The organism is Streptomyces sp. NPDC046909, assembly GCF_040644695.1.
Lineage (GTDB): Bacteria > Actinomycetota > Actinomycetes > Streptomycetales > Streptomycetaceae > Streptomyces.
The window spans coordinates 53406-70622 of sequence record NZ_JBEYXC010000024.1 but is presented as its reverse complement, the minus strand read 5'-3'; the positions used below and the strand labels follow the sequence as shown (position 1 = coordinate 70622).

Genomic DNA, 17217 nt, shown 5'->3' with positions numbered 1-17217 from the left:
CTAGGACGCGAGCTGGATCAGCCGGGCCGCGAGATCGGTGAACGGGCCGTCGTTCGGTTCGTCCCGGAGCATGGTGCGCAGCAGGTCGCGCATCTCGTCGTCGTTGGCCGCGCTCACCGCGGCCAACGCGGCGAAGTCATGGACCAGTTGGGTCTCCAGCTCACCGCGCGGGATGCGCCGGCCGTCCAGCCAGATCAGCGCGGTCGACTCGGCGAGCGAGATCCAGGAGCGCACGACCAGCTCCAGGCGCGCGGGCGGCTCCGCCACCCGCAGATGCGAAAGGATCTGTTCGTACGCGGCCTGCCGTACGGAGTCGATGAGCGCGTTGGTCGCCGAGGAGCCGACGGCCGGGCCGCCCCGCATCAGGGCGGCGAAACCGGGCCCGTGGTCGTCGACGAAGTCGAAGAAGCGCCGCATCACCCGCAGCAGCCGCGCGCCCAGCGGCCCTTCGTGCGCCTCGACGAACCGGCCCGCCAGATCGTCGGCCGCCCGCTTCAACGCGGCCTCGTACAGGCTGAGTTTGCCGGGGAAGTAGTGGTAGACCAGTGGCCGCGAGATGCCCGCCGCGCTCGCTATCTCGTCGATGGACACATCGTCGGGCGAGCGTTGGCTGAACAGTTCGAGGGCGACGCCGATCAACTGCTGCCGCCGCTCCTCGACTCCCATTCTTCGCCGTACCCCGGTAGTCATGCGAACACCTTACCGATCGAATCCGGACCGGAACGGCCCGGTCCAGCCGGTGGTGTTCACATATCCAGCACAATTCGCTCACTTCGCGCCCGCGAGACGCAGATCAGCATCGAGTCGGCGCGCTCCGCGTCGGTGAGCAGCTCGTCCCGGTGGTCCACCTCGCCCTCCAGCACCCGCTGCTGGCAGGTCCCGCAGAAACCCTGCTCGCAGGAGTAGAGGGTGTCCGGCAGCTCCTTGCGCACGGCCGCCAGCACGGAGGAGTCCGCCGGTACGGTCAACGTCCGCCCGCTGCGCCGGAGTTCGAGCTCGAAGGCGGCACCGGGCGCGGTGGCCCGGGGCGTGAACCGCTCCAAGTGCACCTGCGGGAACCGCTCTTCGACCGCGGCCATCAGCCCTTCAGGACCGCAGCAGTACACGGCGGCGCCCTCGGGCACGTCCAGCGCCCCGAGTTCGGGCGCCCCGACGGCCACGGTCACCTGCTCCAGCGCCTCCAGCTCCTTGAGGAACGGCATCGACTCCCGCGACCGCCCGCAGTACAGCAGCCGCCAGCGCGCCCCGTCCGGCAGTGACCGCACCATCGACAGGATCGGCGTGATCCCGATCCCGCCCGCGACGAAGACGTACGACTCCGCGTCGACCAGCGGGAACCGGTTCCGCGGCCCCCGCACCTCCAGCTCCATGCCCTCGGCGATCTGATCGTGCACCTCGCGCGAACCGCCCCGCCCGTCCGCCACCAGCCGCGTCGCCACGGTGTACGACGAGGTGTCGGAGGGGTCCCCGCACAACGAGTACTGCCGGACGAGCCCCGACGGCAGCACCAGGTCGAGATGCGCGCCGGGCTCCCAGCGCGGCAAGTCCCGCCCCTCCAGGCGCAGTTGTACGACCCCGTCGGCGACCTCCTCCCGTGAGGCCACCAGCAGCCGCAGCGCACGCGACCTCGGCCGCCCGGAGATCGGCTCCTCCAGCGCGGGCATCGGCCACAGCGGCGAGGCCTGGATACGGCGGCGCATGGCCCGCCGGGTGAGGAAGGCGGCCCCGGCGACGACCGCGACGGTCAGCGGCCTGGGCATCACGCGGCGCCCTTCTCGGCCGCGACGGCGGCGGGGGAGGAGGCCAGATAGGCGACGGCCTGCTCGGTGCTGCCCTCCTGGGAGGGGTGGTAACCGCGGCTGAGATAGCGGGGGATGGACTTCAGCATGTCCCCGGTCGCGGGCAGCGTGCCCTGCCGTCCCTTCCGATAGAACTGCGTGAAGCTCGCCTTGCCGTCGACCAGGGTCGGGTCGTTCTCCATGAAGAACCGAGCCCCGCGCTGCCACAGGAACACCAGCACCGCGAACGCCACGCCCCAAGTCCGGACCCGGCGGCGGTAGTTGCCGTCCACGTGCTGGAAGAGGTCGAAGGCGACCGACCGGTGCTCCACCTCCTCCGCGCCGTGCCAGCGCAGCAGGTCCAGCATGGTCGGATCGGCGCCCCGCCGGTCCAACTCCTCGGCGTTCAGCACCCAGTTGCCCAGGAACGCGGTGTAATGCTCGATGGCCGCGATGATCGCCACCCGCTCCAGGAGCCACCACGTGCGCGGCCTGCCCGGCGGCAGCGTCCGGTCGCCGAGCAGCTTCTCGAAGAACCAGTCGATCTGCGCGGTGTACGGCGTCGGATCGAGGCCCAGCTCCTTCAGATGCGGCAGGACCTCGTCATGGGCCTGGGAGTGCATGGCCTCCTGGCCGATGAACCCGATGACGTCCTCGCGCAGCCGCTCGTCCTTGATGAGCGGCAGCACCTGCTTGTAGACGTGCACGAACCAGCGCTCGCCGGCCGGCAGCAGAAGGTGGAGCACATTGATGGTGTGCGCGGTGAACGGATCGCCGGGCACCCAGTGCAGCGGGGTGCCCTCCCAGGCGAAGGACACCTTCCGAGCTTTGAGGGTGACCCGGTCCGGCGTGTTAGACATGGCGTCAATGTACTCATGGGTAAGTCCCGAAGGAACCCTCGTGCAGCGACTTGTTGACGCCAGTGTCAGCTAGCGGAGTCCGGAGACCGCCCGCCCGTCCTCCAAGGTCCCTTTGAGCCCCGCCTGGGCGCCTTCCTTCGTCTTCACGGTCAGCACATTGCCCCGCGCCGACCCGCTGACCGCACCCGTCGTACGGACCGACGCCGTGTCCTTGTCACCCGCGGCCAGCAGATACCAGGACCCCGCCGCCGACTTCCACAGCACACCCGCCAGCACATGCGGATCGCGCGGCCCGCACGCCGGTACGTTCTCGGCCTGCGCCGCGACCGCCCCGTACGCCCCGCCCGGCGTCCGGAACTGAGCCAGCACGCGCGTCCCGCCGCCGCGCCAGGTCTCCGCGCGCGTGCACACCCAGTCCGCCGCTCCGCTCGCGTCGGGCAGCCGCTGCTGCGCGTACGACCACGCGTTCACCGTCCGCACGCCCGCCGAGCGCATCGCCGACAGCGAGCAGGCGTACGGCGCCCAGGTGCGCAGCGCCTCCGCGCCGGTCGCCTCGTGGGAGGCGCCCGGGCGGCCCGTGGTGAGGCGGGCCGGGACCAGTTCGCCGAGGTCGCTCAGCAGCCGGGTGCCGGAGGCGTCCGTCAGCTGGAGGACGTTCCAGGAGGTGCAGCTGCCGCTCTGGGCGGGGCCGGCCATCGGGGAGGTGATGCCGTCCTTCAGGCTCAGGTCCATCGCGCCGGCGGACGGCTTCAGCAGGTCCCGTTCGGCCGCCTTCTTCACCCAAGGCGCCGTCAGATAGCGGATGTTGCCGTCGGCCCGGCCCAGCACGATCGCGCTCGCCTCCGCCGAGGTCGCCCCGTCGGCCCGCGCGAAGTCGAGCGCGGCGCCCTCGGTGCCGTCCTTCGGTTCGGCGTAGCGGGCGATGCGCAGACCGTCGTAGAGGATCACCACGCGCGCGTTGTCGACGGTCCCGGCGTACAGCAGCTGGGCCGGTCCGGACGGGCCGCCCGACGGGGTGCCGGGGGTGGCCGACACGCGTACCGTCTCGCCGGGGCGGGCCCAGACGGCGAGGGCGCGGCGCAGCAGCGCGGTGTCGTCGGTGAGGTCGCCGCGCGCGGGCCACACGGAGAAGTCGTTGCGCGAGGCGGCCTGCCAGGCCAGCGCCGGGACCCGGGTCAGCTGGGCCGGGTCGAGGGCCGCCTGGGCCGCCGGGTTCCGCGCGTACGACGGGGCGGCGGCGCCGTCCGGTCCCCAGCCGTCGCCCGGCAGCCCGAGCAGCGCCCCGCACACGGCGACGGCCGCGGCGGCGGCGAGCGCGGCCTTCAGGTGCTGGCGCCGCCGCATGAGGTCGGTGGGCCGGGCCTGGAGGGAGCACGGGTCGAACTCGGGGGAGTCGAGGAGGGCGTACTGGGCCGCCGGGACGGTGTCGGCCTCCTCCAGCGCCTCGTCCGGCTCCGCCACCCCGGCCTCGGACAGCACCCGGCGGACATCGCCGTCCGGGAGCTTCTCCAGACCGCGCAGCACGTACGCGGCGCGGGCCGGGGCCGACAGGGCGGACAGCTTCTGGTCCAGAGCGAGTTCATCGGCGCCGCCCGAGCGCGGGAAGAGGCGCAGACCCCACACCTGGGGGAGCAGCGGCGGCAGCTGGGAGCGCTTGGGACGCGCCTTGAAGGTGAGCGGCAGGCCCGCCTCCAGCGCCGTACGCAGCACCTGGAGGCGGACGAAGGCGTACCCGGGGTCGCCGTCCCGGCCCGTCGACTGGGCCGGGATCACGGGCGTCGAGGCGCGGCCCCGGGGCAGCGCGCGCTGCGTGAGCGCGTGCGCGGTCAGGACCCGCCGGTTGCGGCCCAGGCCCGGCGGCAGCACCAGATAGGCGAGCCGGACGAGCCGTGGGTAGTGCTCGACGAGCGCGGCCTCGGCCTGTTCGACATCGACGAACGGCTCGGGGGAGGCGGCGGGTGCGGGGCGCGGGGCGACATCCTGTGACTGCACGTTCAGCAAAACGAGCGAATCGTACGGAGGTCACCGCCACCCGGGTGAGTCAGGCCCCCGAAGAGTCCTCGGGCTCCACCAGTGCTCGCGCGTAGTTCGCCATCGACCGCTGGTAGCGCGGCAGATGGGGGGCCAGCGCGCCCAGGACGAGCGAGAGGCCCTCGCGGTCACGGCCGAGGCTGGACAGGCACAGGGCGAGACACGCTCGTACGGCGTCGTCCAACTCGTCGGAGGGGGCGTCCAGTTCGGGGGTGAGGAGCTTGACGCCCTCCTCGGCTTGGCCGATGTTCCGGAGCGAGCTGGAGAGCTGGATCTTGGCGCGGCGGCCCTTGTAGCCGGTGAGGCCGAGTGCCAGGGCCTCGCGGTAGAGGGGGGCCGCCTTGTCGGAGTGGCCGGTGGAGTCCCAGGCGCAGGCCCGCTCGAAGGGGGCGTCCGGGGTGCCTTCGGGGAGTTCGGCGACGAGGGTGTCGATCACCGCCCGGAAGTCGGCGGCCCGCTCCTCGGGGTAGTCGTCGAAGGTGGCCCAGGCGGCCGTGATGCGCTGTTCCCAGTTCTCGTTCACCGGCACACTTTCGCACGGGTGTGCCCACGGGGGCGCGGGATTTGAGCGCATCCCGTCCCGCACCCGTATGCAAGGGGACGGGCACCCAGGCCCATGGGAAGGTTCCGGAGGAACAGATGAGGTTGACCCGACCGATGCTCGCGGCCGCCGCGGCGGCGCTCCTGCTGGCCGGCTGCGGATCCGGCGGCGGCGACGGTGACGACAAGGCCGCCGCCGTACCGGAGACGGCGACCGGCAGCCTCGAACACCTCGCCGCCGAGGTGGGCTGCGAGCCGACCATCCAGATCGACGCCGACGAACTCCGCCAGGCCTCGTGCCGCAAGAGCGACGCCGACGGCAAGTTCCTGCTGGCCACCTTCGCCACCGACCGCGGCCAGCGCGAGTGGATCAACGGGGCCAAGGACTACGGCGGGCACTACCTGGTCGGCCGCAAGTGGGTGGCCGTCGGCGAGACGAAGGCGGTGACCGCGACCCTGCGCAAGACGCTCGGCGGGGACATCGAGGAGGGCACGGACCACTCGGCGCACGCGACGCACTCGGGCAGCCACTGAGCGGCTCCGCCGAACACGAAAGAGCCGGCGGTGGGAATTCCCACCGCCGGCTCTTTCATCACTGGCTCACTGGCACTTCTGGCCGGTGTTGATGCAGTTGACCATCTTGTTCATCGTGTTCGTGGAGAAGAAGTTGATGAAGTCGTTGTGGTCGGTGATCGGCTTGTGGATGTTCTCCGGGAAGGAGTCCACCGCGTACGGCTTCACCACCGTGCCGTTCTGGATGGTCGGCGCCGGGACGTTGTAGACGAGCCGGACCTGGAGCTGCGGGATCGCCTTGAAGCCGTTGGCGCAGGTGCCGTCGGCCTGGACGAACGCCACGTGGGTGCGGTGGTTGGCGCTGTCGATGTTCTGACCGTCCCAGCAGCTCTGGAAGTTGGTCGTGCGCACCACCTGGCTGCCCTGCGGGCAGATCGGGTACTTGTCGTGCAGCTGGACCTTGTTCTCGAAGCCGGTGCAGGACCAGTTGACGTTGGCGTTCGCGTTGCCGTTGACGAAGGCCTTGGCGTCACCGGTGATGATGCGCAGGGCGGTCGGCATCGCGACGACGTTGCCCTTCTTGTTGCCGACGAACTTCAGCTGGGCCTGGGCGGGCTGGAGGATCTTGCCGACGTTGCCCTCGGTGCCACCACCGGCGGCGTTCTGGTCGAAGTCCTGCGTACCGTCCTGGAGACGCAGCACCGGCCAGAAGTACGAGGACTTGTCGCCCTGGTTCTGGCAGCTGGTCTGTGCCGCCGCCAGTTCCTGGTCGCTCGCGAAAGCGTCGTTGCTCTGGTTGCCGACGTAGTCGTGCAGGTGATGGGCGCCGTTGCTGACACCCGGCGCGACGATCACGTTGTCCGTGTTGTGGTTGTCGTTGCCGTTGGTGCCGCACTTGGTGGTGAAGGTGCCCCGCGAACCCGAACGCCCGTTGGCGGGCAGCCCGTTCGCGCCCACCCCCAGCGTGGCGTTGGCCTGCACCTTCGTGATGTCCACGAAGTCGGCGGCGGTCGGGCCGTTACCGCCCTGGCCGTTCTGCTGCTGGCCGCCCTGCTGCTGACCGCCGTTCTGCTGCTGACCGCCCTGCTGCTGGCCGCCGTTCTGCTGTTGGCCACCGTTCTGCTGCTGACCGCCGTTCTGCTGTTGGCCGCCACCGGCGTTGGTCTGCGGCTGGGTGGCCGCGACCCCGGTGCACGCGGCGAACTGCGACAGGTTGTTGACCTGTCCGCCGGCCCGCTGGATGTTGATCCGGATCCGGTCCAGGGTCGCGGACCGCTTGTCCTTCAGCGGGCCGAGGATGGCGTTCTGCACGAACCCCGAGTCGTTCGTCTGCGCCTGGCGCGTGGATGCCAGCCGGGCGTACGCCTCGGTGATCTGCTTGTCGAGGTTCGCCAGCTCCGTACTCACGCCGTTCCGGGCGCCGTTCGGGACGTTCGTCAGCTTCTGGCCGACGTCCGGGCACTGGATCGTGGCGATCTGTGCCCCGGCGGCCTTCACCTGGTTCTGCCCCGAGTTCGACTCATGAGCCGATGCGTAGAAGTTCGCCCAGACAAGCCCGCCCCCACCGAGCGCTAGGGCTGCCGATCCGGCCACGACCTTGGTGGTCATCGACGTACGGCGTTTACGATTGTTGCGTCCCATGGAACTCCTCTGACTTCCTTGCGGGGCATCGAGGCGCCCGACAGGAGTGAAGCGGCGTCGTTCCATACGGACGTGGTCCCACGGGTGTTCATCCGTCTCTCACAAAATTCAGAGGATTACTCGGCACCCTCGCCCCAACAGCCGCCTGAGCAGCTGAAGTTACGGAAAATCAGCGGCCGTTCACCGGCCCTGGTCCAGATAGGCGAGGACCGCCAGAACGCGGCGATTGTCATCGTCCGAGACCTCGAGTCCGAGTTTGGCGAAGATATTGGAGGTGTGTTTGGCAATGGCCCGTTCTGTGACGACGAGCTGCCCCGCGATCGCCGCGTTGGACCGCCCCTGCGCCATCAGCTCCAGCACCTCCAGCTCCCGGGCGGTCAGCCGCCCCAGCGGCTGGTCGGCGGCGGCCCGCCGGGTCAGCAGCTGCTGAATCACTTGCGGATCCATGGCCGTCCCTCCCGCCGCCACCCGGTGCACCGCGTCCACGAACTGCGCCGCGTCGAACACCCGGTCCTTCAGCAGATACCCCACCCCGCCGGTCCCGTCCGCCAGCAGCTCCCGCGCGTACAACTGCTCCACGTGCTGCGACAGCACCAGCACCGGCAGCCCCGGCCGCGCCCGCCGCGCCTCCAGCGCGCACTGCAACCCCTCGTCGGTGTGCGTGGGCGGCAGCCGTACGTCGACCACGGCCACGTCCGGCTCCAGCTCGGCCAGCGCACGCGTCAGCTCGGGGCCGGACTCGACGGCGGCGGCGATCTCGAAGTCATGGGCTTCCAGCAGCCGGACCAGCCCGTCCCGCAGGAGGAACAGATCTTCGGCTAGGACAACACGCAAGGGATCTCCATGGTCACCATGGTGGGACCGCCCGCGGGGCTGCTGACGGCCAGGACGCCGTCGAATGTACCGAGCCGCCGCTCGACCCCGGCCAGCCCCGAGCCCGCCCCGATCACCGCGCCGCCCTTGCCGTCGTCGGTGACGGTGATCCGCAGCGTGCCCTCGGCGTGGTGCAGGTCGACCCAGAGCCGGTCGGCGCCCGCATGCTTCACCGCGTTGGTGAGGACCTCGCTGATCGCGAAGTACGCAGCCGACTCGACCGGCGCCTCGGCCCGCCCGCCCAGCTCCACCGTCACCTCGGCGGGCAACGGCAGCCGCAGCGCCAACGCCCTTACGGCGTCCCCGAGTCCGCGCTCGGCCAGCACCGGCGGATGGATCCCGCGCACCAGGTCCCGCAGCTCGGCGAGCGCGTCCACGGAGGACTTACGGGCCTGCGCGAGCAGCGCCTTCGCTTTCTCCGGGTCCTTGTCGAGGAGCATCTCGATGGTGCCTAGGTCCATGCCCATCGCGACCAGCCGCGCCTGCGCCCCGTCGTGCAGATCCCGCTCGATGCGCCGCAGTTCGGCCGCGGAGGTGTCCACGGCGTCCCGACGGGTCTCGGTGAGCACCCGGACCCGCTCGGCCAACTCGCCCTGACCGGCGGCCAGTACGGAACGGGTCAGCCGGAAGTGCGCCTGGAGCGCCCGGGGTGCGAAGAAGTGGCCGAAGAAGAGGATGACGAGCCCGAGGAGGGCGGCGCCCAGCGCGGAGACCTGCCCGGTGACGGGGACGAACCCGTACCAGTACCCGTCGGGGAAGACCCGCCACAGCCCCGCCGCGAGCGCGAACCCCTCCAGGGGGTAGAGCACGAGCACGGCCGGCAGCAGCGCGGTCACGAAGCCCGCCGTCATGTCGACCGGCAGCCACCGCAGATCCCGCCAGGTCGCCGGGTCCCGCAGCATCCCGAAGGTGCGCGCCCAGGGATTGGAGTCTGCCGGGATCGGCCGGTACGCCGACGGGATCCGCACCCCGCCCCACTCGGCGGCCAGCACCCGCCGCCAGTCCGCGAACGCCCGTACGCCGGTCAGCACCCACGGCGTGGTGACGATCCCGACCCCGATCGGGATGAGGGCGATGGACACCAGGGAGAGCGTGAAACCGAGCACGGCCCCCGGCAGCGCCACCAGCGCCAGCCCCAGCCCCCGAAGTGCCGCCCGCCCCATGCCCTGTGCCCTCGCACGACCACTGTCGCGCCGCGTCTCGATGTCCATGGCAGTCAGTCTGGCCGAGGACGAGGGCGGGGGCACGGGGCCTGGACACCGGGTGAGGGGGTGGTGCTGGGTACACCCCCTCACCTCGTCAGGGTGGGTCAGCGCCCGGTCGGCGGCGCGTACTTGTAGCCCACCCGGCGGATCGTCTGGATGGCCTGCCGGTTCTCGGCGCCCAGCTTGCGGCGCAGCCGGGCGATGTGGACGTCGACGGTGCGGCCGTCGCCCACATGTCCGTAACCCCAGACCGTGGTGACCAGCTGGTCGCGGGTGTGCACCCGGTGGGGGTGCGCGACGAGGTGGGCGAGGAGCTCGAACTCCAGGTAGGTGAGGTCGAGTTCGGCACCGTTCACCTCGGCGGTGCGCTGCACGGTGTCGATCCGGACGAGCGGGTCGCCGTCGCCGTCGAGGCCGCCGGAGCGGACGCCCGGGTCCGGCAGGAGGGGCGGCTGCTGGTCGGCCGGGACGAGCACCAGGTAGCCGATCATCGGCGGCTGGCCCGGCAGGGTCGGCAGCGTGTGCTGGGGCGCGGGCAGCCAGGTGGCACCCGGCGGCAGGAAGTCCACGACGCTGGGAACGTCGTTCGGGCCGACGGCCCGGAGTCGATGCCGTGCGCCGCTCTCGGAAGGGGTGGGGAGGGTGGCGGTGGACAGAGTACGAGTGGTCGCCATGAGAGGTCAGCTCTTTTCGCGCGAGAAGGTTCGTCGGTGGACGTACGTCGACTGCGCGCGGGCCGAAGGCCGAAGGGGTGTACGGCTTTAGAGGGCCTGCGCGTTCACCGCGCGGCAACACACCCGGTCGAAATCGTGGTGCTGACGGGAAGGCCAGAACGGCTCAAGGTCATGGCGACCTGTCGCGCTGGGGTTCTGGATGCTGGCCATGGGCCCATTGAAGCAGACACAGGCCCGCAACAGGAGCCTCCTCTCACTGCTTGGACGCTTCCTTGACGTGAAATCGAGGGTGGTGTGCATCACCCCACCAGGCGTTTGCGCCAGCGAGGGGCGCCCACCGCGAAGGTGGACGCCCCTCAGAGAGCTGCCGGAGCCGCTGGGCGGGTCAGACCTGGCCGGCCTTCTCCAGCGCGGAGCAGCAGGTGTCGACGAGGAGGCGCGTCACGACGTACGGGTCGACGTTGGCGTTGGGGCGGCGGTCCTCGATGTAGCCCTTGCCGTCCTTCTCGACCTGCCACGGGATACGGACCGAGGCGCCGCGGTTGGAGACACCGTAGGAGTACTCGTTCCACGGGGCGGTCTCGTGCAGGCCCGTCAGACGGTCGTCGATGCCGGCGCCGTAGTTCTTGACGTGGTCGAGGGGCTTGGAGCCCTCGCCGAGCGACTCGGCGGCGGTGATGATCGCCTCGTACGTCTCGCGCATCGCCTTGGTGGAGAAGTTGGTGTGCGCGCCCGCGCCGTTCCAGTCGCCCTTGACCGGCTTCGGGTCCAGGGTGGCGGAGACGCCGAAGTCCTCGGCGGTGCGGTAGAGCAGCCAGCGGGCGATCCACAGGTGGTCGGAGACCTCCAGCGGGGAGACCGGGCCGACCTGGAACTCCCACTGACCGGGCATGACCTCGGCGTTGATGCCGGAGATCGCGAGACCCGCCTTCAGGCAGTTGTCCAGGTGCGCCTCGACGACGTCACGGCCGAAGATCTCGTCCGCGCCGACACCGCAGTAGTAGCCGCCCTGGGGGGCCGGGAAGCCGCCCTTGGGGAAGCCGAGCGGGTAGCCGTCCTTGAAGAAGGTGTACTCCTGCTCGATGCCGAAGATCGGCTCCTGAGCGGCGAACTTCTCGGCGACCTCGGTCAGCGCGGCACGGGTGTTGGACTCGTGCGGCGTGAAGTCGATGTTGAGGACCTCGCACAGGACCAGGATGTCGTCGCCGCCGCGGATCGGGTCCGGGCAGGAGAAGACGGGCTTCAGCACACGGTCGGAGGAGTGCCCCTCGGCCTGGTTCGTGGAGGAACCGTCAAAGCCCCAGATCGGCAGCTCGGCACCCTTGGCGTCGTCGGCCAGTATCTTGGTCTTCGAACGAAGCTTGGCCGTCGGCTCGGTGCCGTCGATCCAGATGTACTCAGCCTTGAAGGTCACGGGCCACATCCTTCGGGGGTGGGTCTCTAGGCGCATGTGCGGGTGCTGCGGCGCTGCGGCACTGAAACGCCGCGCTGATGCCCGGCAGCCTGTCAACAGGCGATTTCCCGATCATTGCTCGAATGTGAACCCCGTGTTACCTGCTGGTTCTGTGGCACGTCTCACGCCGTGAGGGCCCCCGGTGTGCGGAAAGCGACACAGAAAGTCGACAGCTGGGCCGGGGCGGGGACCCGGTGACAGCTCGTATGCGATGGGGTTGGACGCCGGGGCCGGACGTGTGTCGGTCCTGCTGCTCGTGGCCGCGAGCAGCAGGACCCATGACACGTACTGGCGAGTTCCTACGCCGTAGGCCTCACCCCACCTTCTCGATCACGGCCCGCCGGATCAGGAACTTCCCGGGCTCACGGACCTGTTCGAACGCGGCGTTGTTGAGCAGGACGCAGCTGCCGGAGACCGAGGTGACCTCCACCGTCGTGGACTTGTTGTTGTCCAGGTTGGTGACCTTCAGCTTGGTTCCCGCCGGGAACTGGTTGCTGGAGGCGGCCGGCGCGCCGCCCTCGCCGGAGAGGGTGACGGTGGAGCCGTTGCAGACCTGCTGCCCGGAGGCGGCGGCCCCGCCGGCGTTTCCGGTGTTTCCCGCGGCGGCCGCCGGTGTGCTCGGCGCGGCGCCCGTCGCGGCCGGCTGTGCCGTCTGGGAGCCCTGAGCCGACTCCCCAACAGCGCACCCGGACGCCTTCTGCTGCACCTGGATCTGCGCGATGACCGCCTCACGGTTGGCGATCCGCGCCGCGGACTGCGCGTCCGGGTTCGCCCGCTGGCCGTCGATGAACTTCTGGTTGTTGCCGAGGGCGGTGGCGAGCCCCTGGCAGACGACGGAGTCCGCGGCGGCCTTGGTCTGCGGAGTCTGAGCCGACTGTGAGGCGTTCGAGGTGCTCGCCATGACGAAGGCACCGCCACCCGCCATCGCCGCCGCGCCGACCAGCAGCGCGACCTTCTTGCCCGAACTGAGTGTTCTCCTACGCGACATGCGCGCCTCCTGGGAGGTAGGGGAGCGTACGCCGCTATGTACGAGATACCGAACGATGTTACTCAGCGGTTACAGGAGTCACTGAAGTAACCTACGTCACACGGAACTTGGGTCCTCGTACGCCACCACGTTGTCGTTGGCGTACCGCAGCAGCCCCTCCGTCTCCGCGGTGATCGCGGCCTCGTCGGCCTCCGACCCGTCCCCCCACTGCCCGTTGGCGAACACCACGGACCGTACGGTCATCACCCGCCGGAACACCCCGGCCGACCCGGGCGGCACGGTCGGCAGCCCCGCCTCCGGCGGCGGATCGAGCGACACCACCTGATACGTCACCGGGTCCATCGAGGCCATCGCGAACACCGACGAGGCGTCCTGCACGGTCCGGAAGCTCAGCACGGTCACCGTCACCTGCGAGCGCCGCTCGGCGTCCGTGAACAGTGCGGCGGTCAGCCGCTCGCACCCCTGCCCCTGAGCGAGCAGCGCGGCCAGCTCGGGCGCCACGCCCTCGGAACAGTCCTGGGTGCTGGCCAGATCGACGCGCTCGTACCGCGAGCCGTCCGCCAGCCGCACGCTCTTCTCCGGGAAGGCCCGCTCCGGCCGGATCACGGGCCGGGCGAGCAGCGAGGGCAGTGCGGACGGGGCGTCGGAGGGAAGGGAGACGGTGACGGACGGAACGGCCGAGGACGGGGGAGCGGCGACGTCGTCCGCGGCGCCGCCCCCGTCCGTGTACAGCACGGTCCCCGCCGTGATCGCCGCGACGAGGATGCCCCCCACCCCCGCGGCCACCGCACGCCGGGTGCGCCGCCGCCGACGTATCCGCTCCTGCTCGACCACCCACTGGGTGTACGGGTCCTGGGTGTACGGCTGCTGGGTGTACGGGTCCGGGGCTCCGTACGGCATTCCTTGATCACCGAAGCTCATGGCGGCGGAGGGTAACAGCGGGAACCGCCTCAACTCCCGCCGCCGGACAATCACTTGCCTATCGGGACAGAGCATCCCGTACGGCGTCGTCGGTGCGGGCGACCAGCGCCGTACCGTCGTCCGCGGTGATGATCGGCCGCTGGATGAGCTTGGGGTGCGCGGCGAGCGCCTTCACCCACTGCTCCCGCGCGGACTCGTCCCGGGCCCACTCCTTCAGCCCGAGCTCCTTGGCGACGGCCTCCTGGGTGCGGGTGATGTCCCACGGCTCCAGGCCGAGCCGGTCGAGTACGGCCCTGATCTCGTCCTCGCTCGGTACGTCCTCCAGATAGCGGCGGACGGTGTAGTCGGCGCCCTCGGCGTCGAGCAGGCTGATCGCGCTGCGGCACTTCGAGCAGGCCGGGTTGATCCAGATCTCCATGCAGTCCACGGTACGCGAAAACTCGTTCTCCACCCCTGTCACAGCACCCCCGAAAGCCCTTGTGGCCAGGGGCTTTTGTCAGTGGGGGCGGGTAGAATAGAAGCAGTGTTCGAGGGTGAGGGCGGGGGCTTCCAGGACCCCGTCGGATGCCCTGACCGCGACAGGAGGATGCCTGTGCCCGCTGCCGCACTGAAGCCGTTGCCCACCCAGTCGACCGCCCAGCACCCGGTGCTGCTGGACCTGCCGTACGCACCCGTGGAGAAGCGCCCGCTGCCGCCGGGACGTCCGCGCGAGTGGTACATCACGCACAACCGCCGCCTCAAGGCGATGCGGCTCGCCATCGCCCTGCTCGACTCGGGCGTCTATCTGCCCAACCAGGCCCGCAACGAGACGATACGGAGCACGGCGGAGACGATCGGCGTGCACCCACCGTCGGACACGACGTGCCACATGGTGCGGGCGCTGATGCGTTACGCGCGGTGAGCCGTTGAGATGCCGGGTGCCGAGCTTCTCGGCGCCCGGCATCCGCTACCCCTCAACCCCTCAACCCCGTTATCCCGCCAACTCCCGCTCCATCGGCGTCCGGAAGCGCGGTGTCACCCGGGTCGCGCCCAGCCACCCGCGCAACCGCTCCGCCGCCGCCCCGATCGCCGCCTCGGCCTCGCGCCCCACACCCCCCTGCTCCAGCACCCGCCACACGATCTCCCCGTCGGCGCGCTGGGCCCAGCCGCCCACCACCCGCCCGTCCCACCACACCGTCGGCCCCACGTTGCCGCTCCCGTCGAACAGCGACGGCCGCAGCTCCGGCGCCAGATACCAGTCCCGCCGCTGCCACCCCATCGCGGTCGGATCGAGCCCCGGCAGCAACGCGGCCCACGGCTCCACCGCACCGGCGGCCACCGCGTCGGCGTCCCCGGCGACGACCCACCCCCTGCCCTCGTCCAGGGCCACCTCCTCCGCCCCGATCGCGGCCAGTGCCCGCCGGACGTCCGTCACCTTCCAGCCCGTCCACCATTTGAGGTCGTCCTCCGTGGCGGGCCCGCACACCGCGAGCCACCGTCCGAGCAGCGAGGCCTGGGCCGCGGCGGCGTCGAGCTCGGGATGCGGGGGCGCCGGCGCCCACCGGAACTGCGTGGACGTCCAGGACCCGAGCGGCCGCCCCCGTACGACCTTCCCCTCGGCGCCCAGCACCCTCAGCAGCCGTGACGAGACGGTGTGGACGCCCTCGTAGCTCTTCCCGGCCGCGTACACGAACCGCGTGCGCAACCGCGGCTCGTCCGCGGCGAGTTCGGCGGCCGTCGCCTCCCCGCGCCGCGCGAGGGCGGCGAGCGTCGACTCCTCGACCTCGGCCAGCCAGTCGGCGTCCGGCGCCCCGGTCTTCGCCATGTCCTTGAGCAGCCCGGCCCGTTCCCGCGCGGCGACGGTGAGCCCGGTCGAGGCGTGCACGACGGCGGTCAGCTCCGTGGGAAACACGAACACCGTGTGCCGCATGCCGTGCATCCGGATGAGCGAGCGGTCCTCGTACAGCGCCCGCTCGGTCTCGCCCACCGTCTTGTCCGGCTCCGCCAGCCGCGCCCCCACCGCCAGATACACACTCGCCGGATCGGTCCCGTGCAGCGCGACGAGCGCCGAGGCGACCTCCTCCGGCCCCACGGCCCGCTCGCCACCCGCCAGCAGATGCCGCACCCCCAGCCGCTCCCGCCGCTCGCCGACCCCGATGTACCGCAGCCGCCCGACACCCATCCCGGCCTCCACCCGTCACACCGCCCGTACGCCGCCCGTGAGGGCATCCTGCCGGACCCCACTGACAACGGCCCGCCGCCGGCCGCCGTCACCCGATCGCCGTACCCGGCATGCGCCCGCCCCCGTCCCACGCTTCCCTGCGATCAGGAGGAGCTGGCGGACTCGGGAGGCGTGATGTGCAGGCAGGGCGGCGGATGAACAGCCCCGGTACCCCCGGTACCTCCGGCGGAGCCCCCGGTGGCAGCCCCGCCGACCGGGCGGCCCGGGGTCGCGCCGCCCGTAAGCGCGTCACTCGCTCCGCGCACGCCGCGTGGATCCCCGGCATCGACCGCCCGGACCCCGTCGCCGTACTGGAACGCCAGGGCAGGGACCGTCTCCCCGAACTCCTGCCGATCCGCTACGGCCGGATGACCGCCTCGCCCTTCGCCTTCCTGCGCGGCTCCGCCGCCGTGATGGCCGCCGACCTGGCCGCGCAACCGCACACCGGCCTGACGGTCCAGCTCTGCGGCGACGCCCACCTCCTGAATTTCGGCCTGTACGCGTCCCCCGAACGCGCCCTCCTCTTCGACCTCAACGACTTCGACGAGACGTTCCCCGGCCCCTTCGAGTGGGACGTCAAACGGCTCGCCGCCAGCGTCGTCGTGGCCGCCCGCGAGAACGGCCACAGCGAGGCCAAGGCGCGCCGGGCGGCGCTGGAGGCGACGACGGCGTACCGCGCATCCATCCACCGGCTGGCCCGCCTGGGCGAACTGGCGGTCTGGTACGAGCGCCTGGACGCCGACACGCTCCTGCCCCTGGTCCGTTCCGCCCGACACCGGCGCCGCATGGAGTCGAGCCTGACCCGGGCCCGCCGCCGCACCAGCCTCCACGCCGTCGGCAAGCTCACCGAGGTCGTCGACGGCCGCCGCCGCATCATCCACGACCCACCGCTCCTCGAACCCGCCGGCGCCCCCGACATGGCCGCGCTCCGCAAGATCTTCAGCGACTACCGCTCGACCCTTTCGGAGGAACGCCGCCTCCTCCTGGACCGCTACCGCTTCGTGGACGCGGCCCGCAAGGTGGTCGGGGTCGGCAGCGTGGGAATGCGCTGCTTCATCGTCCTGCTGTCGGGCAGAGACGCCGACGACGCCCTGTTCCTCCAGATCAAGGAAGCGAGACAGTCGGTCCTGGAGGAACACCTGCCGCACGGCCCGTACGTCCACCCCGGCCACCGCGTCGTAGCCGGTCAGCGCCTCCTCCAGGCGGCGAGCGACATCTTCCTCGGCTGGATGACCGGCCCCCAGGGCCGCGCCTTCTACTGGCGCCAGCTCCGCGACATGAAGGGCACCGCCGACGTCGCCGGCATGACCCCCGCCGACCTCACCGCCTACGCCCGCCTCTGCGGCACCGCCCTCGCCCGAGCCCACGCCCGCTCCGGCGACCGCATCGCCATCGCCGCCTACCTGGGCGGCACCGACACCTTCGACCACGCCATCGCCGACTTCGCCCACACCTACGCCACCCAGACCACCAAGGACCACGCGACCCTGGCCACGGCCATCGCGGCGGGCGTGGTGAGAGCCTCCCCGGAGCCGTGACC

General features: G+C 71.1%; 17 protein-coding genes. 3 read left to right on the top strand and 14 right to left on the bottom strand.

From position 1 onward, the window contains the following. From ABZ928_RS47845 to ABZ928_RS47825, 5 genes are all read right to left on the bottom strand, one after another. A complete protein-coding gene (locus tag ABZ928_RS47845) occupies window positions 1-690 on the bottom strand; it encodes a TetR/AcrR family transcriptional regulator (RefSeq protein WP_361534638.1) in 690 nt (229 codons plus the stop codon). Window positions 691-746: 56 nt separating this feature from the next. Continuing rightward, window positions 747-1760 carry a PDR/VanB family oxidoreductase gene (locus tag ABZ928_RS47840; protein ID WP_361534635.1) on the bottom strand — a complete coding sequence of 338 codons (1014 nt, stop codon included), beginning with the start codon at window positions 1758-1760 and terminating at the stop codon, window positions 747-749. Then, window positions 1760-2638 (bottom strand): metal-dependent hydrolase, encoded by an 879-nt coding sequence (locus ABZ928_RS47835; protein WP_361534632.1) that lies wholly within the window; start codon window positions 2636-2638, stop codon window positions 1760-1762. Before ABZ928_RS47835 ends, ABZ928_RS47840 begins: the two co-directional genes overlap by 1 nt. A gap of 69 nt (window positions 2639-2707) precedes the next feature. Then, window positions 2708-4630, bottom strand: coding sequence for a hypothetical protein (locus tag ABZ928_RS47830; RefSeq protein WP_361534629.1), 1923 nt, complete (start codon window positions 4628-4630; stop codon window positions 2708-2710). 49 nt (window positions 4631-4679) lie between these two features. Next, window positions 4680-5243: a tetratricopeptide repeat protein gene (locus tag ABZ928_RS47825; RefSeq protein WP_361534626.1), complete on the bottom strand. Its 564-nt coding sequence runs from the start codon at window positions 5241-5243 to the stop codon at window positions 4680-4682. A 65-nt stretch (window positions 5244-5308) separates the two neighbouring features. Between ABZ928_RS47825 and ABZ928_RS47820 the strand changes: the two genes are divergently transcribed. After that, entirely contained in the window at window positions 5309-5743 is a 435-nt protein-coding gene (locus tag ABZ928_RS47820; RefSeq protein WP_361534623.1) for a hypothetical protein, read from the top strand. 66 nt (window positions 5744-5809) lie between these two features. Here ABZ928_RS47820 and ABZ928_RS47815 read toward each other — a convergent pair whose 3' ends face one another. From ABZ928_RS47815 to ABZ928_RS47780, 8 genes are all read right to left on the bottom strand, one after another. Continuing rightward, entirely contained in the window at window positions 5810-7363 is a 1554-nt protein-coding gene (locus ABZ928_RS47815; RefSeq protein WP_361534620.1) for a DUF1996 domain-containing protein, read from the bottom strand. A gap of 180 nt (window positions 7364-7543) precedes the next feature. Further along, window positions 7544-8197: a response regulator transcription factor gene (locus ABZ928_RS47810; RefSeq protein ID WP_361534617.1), complete on the bottom strand. Its 654-nt coding sequence runs from the start codon at window positions 8195-8197 to the stop codon at window positions 7544-7546. Beyond that, window positions 8182-9447, bottom strand: coding sequence for a sensor histidine kinase (locus ABZ928_RS47805; protein WP_361534614.1), 1266 nt, complete (start codon window positions 9445-9447; stop codon window positions 8182-8184). The genes ABZ928_RS47810 and ABZ928_RS47805 overlap by 16 nt, the downstream gene beginning before the upstream one ends. A gap of 98 nt (window positions 9448-9545) precedes the next feature. Then, the gene (locus ABZ928_RS47800; protein ID WP_361534611.1) at window positions 9546-10115 is read right to left on the bottom strand and encodes a winged helix-turn-helix domain-containing protein; all 570 of its coding nucleotides are present in this window, start codon (window positions 10113-10115) and stop codon (window positions 9546-9548) included. Between the two features lie 385 nt (window positions 10116-10500). After that, a complete protein-coding gene (gene glnII / locus ABZ928_RS47795; RefSeq protein ID WP_361534608.1) occupies window positions 10501-11529 on the bottom strand; it encodes a glutamine synthetase in 1029 nt (342 codons plus the stop codon). Between the two features lie 352 nt (window positions 11530-11881). Further along, window positions 11882-12556: a hypothetical protein gene (locus ABZ928_RS47790; RefSeq protein ID WP_361534605.1), complete on the bottom strand. Its 675-nt coding sequence runs from the start codon at window positions 12554-12556 to the stop codon at window positions 11882-11884. 96 nt (window positions 12557-12652) lie between these two features. After that, window positions 12653-13477 carry a hypothetical protein gene (locus tag ABZ928_RS47785; RefSeq protein WP_361534602.1) on the bottom strand — a complete coding sequence of 275 codons (825 nt, stop codon included), beginning with the start codon at window positions 13475-13477 and terminating at the stop codon, window positions 12653-12655. Between the two features lie 58 nt (window positions 13478-13535). Then, entirely contained in the window at window positions 13536-13895 is a 360-nt protein-coding gene (locus ABZ928_RS47780) for an arsenate reductase family protein (RefSeq protein WP_361534599.1), read from the bottom strand. A gap of 174 nt (window positions 13896-14069) precedes the next feature. Here ABZ928_RS47780 and ABZ928_RS47775 point away from each other — a divergent pair, with 174 nt between their 5' ends. Beyond that, window positions 14070-14378, top strand: coding sequence for a hypothetical protein (locus ABZ928_RS47775; RefSeq protein WP_361534596.1), 309 nt, complete (start codon window positions 14070-14072; stop codon window positions 14376-14378). A 69-nt stretch (window positions 14379-14447) separates the two neighbouring features. Here the strand turns inward: ABZ928_RS47775 and ABZ928_RS47770 are convergent, their stop codons facing one another. Beyond that, complete coding sequence (locus ABZ928_RS47770; RefSeq protein ID WP_361534593.1) at window positions 14448-15638, bottom strand: winged helix DNA-binding domain-containing protein; 1191 nt, start codon at window positions 15636-15638, stop codon at window positions 14448-14450. Between the two features lie 194 nt (window positions 15639-15832). Here ABZ928_RS47770 and ABZ928_RS47765 point away from each other — a divergent pair, with 194 nt between their 5' ends. Beyond that, window positions 15833-17215 carry a DUF2252 domain-containing protein gene (locus ABZ928_RS47765; RefSeq protein WP_361534590.1) on the top strand — a complete coding sequence of 461 codons (1383 nt, stop codon included), beginning with the start codon at window positions 15833-15835 and terminating at the stop codon, window positions 17213-17215. Window positions 17216-17217: the final 2 nt, after the last annotated feature.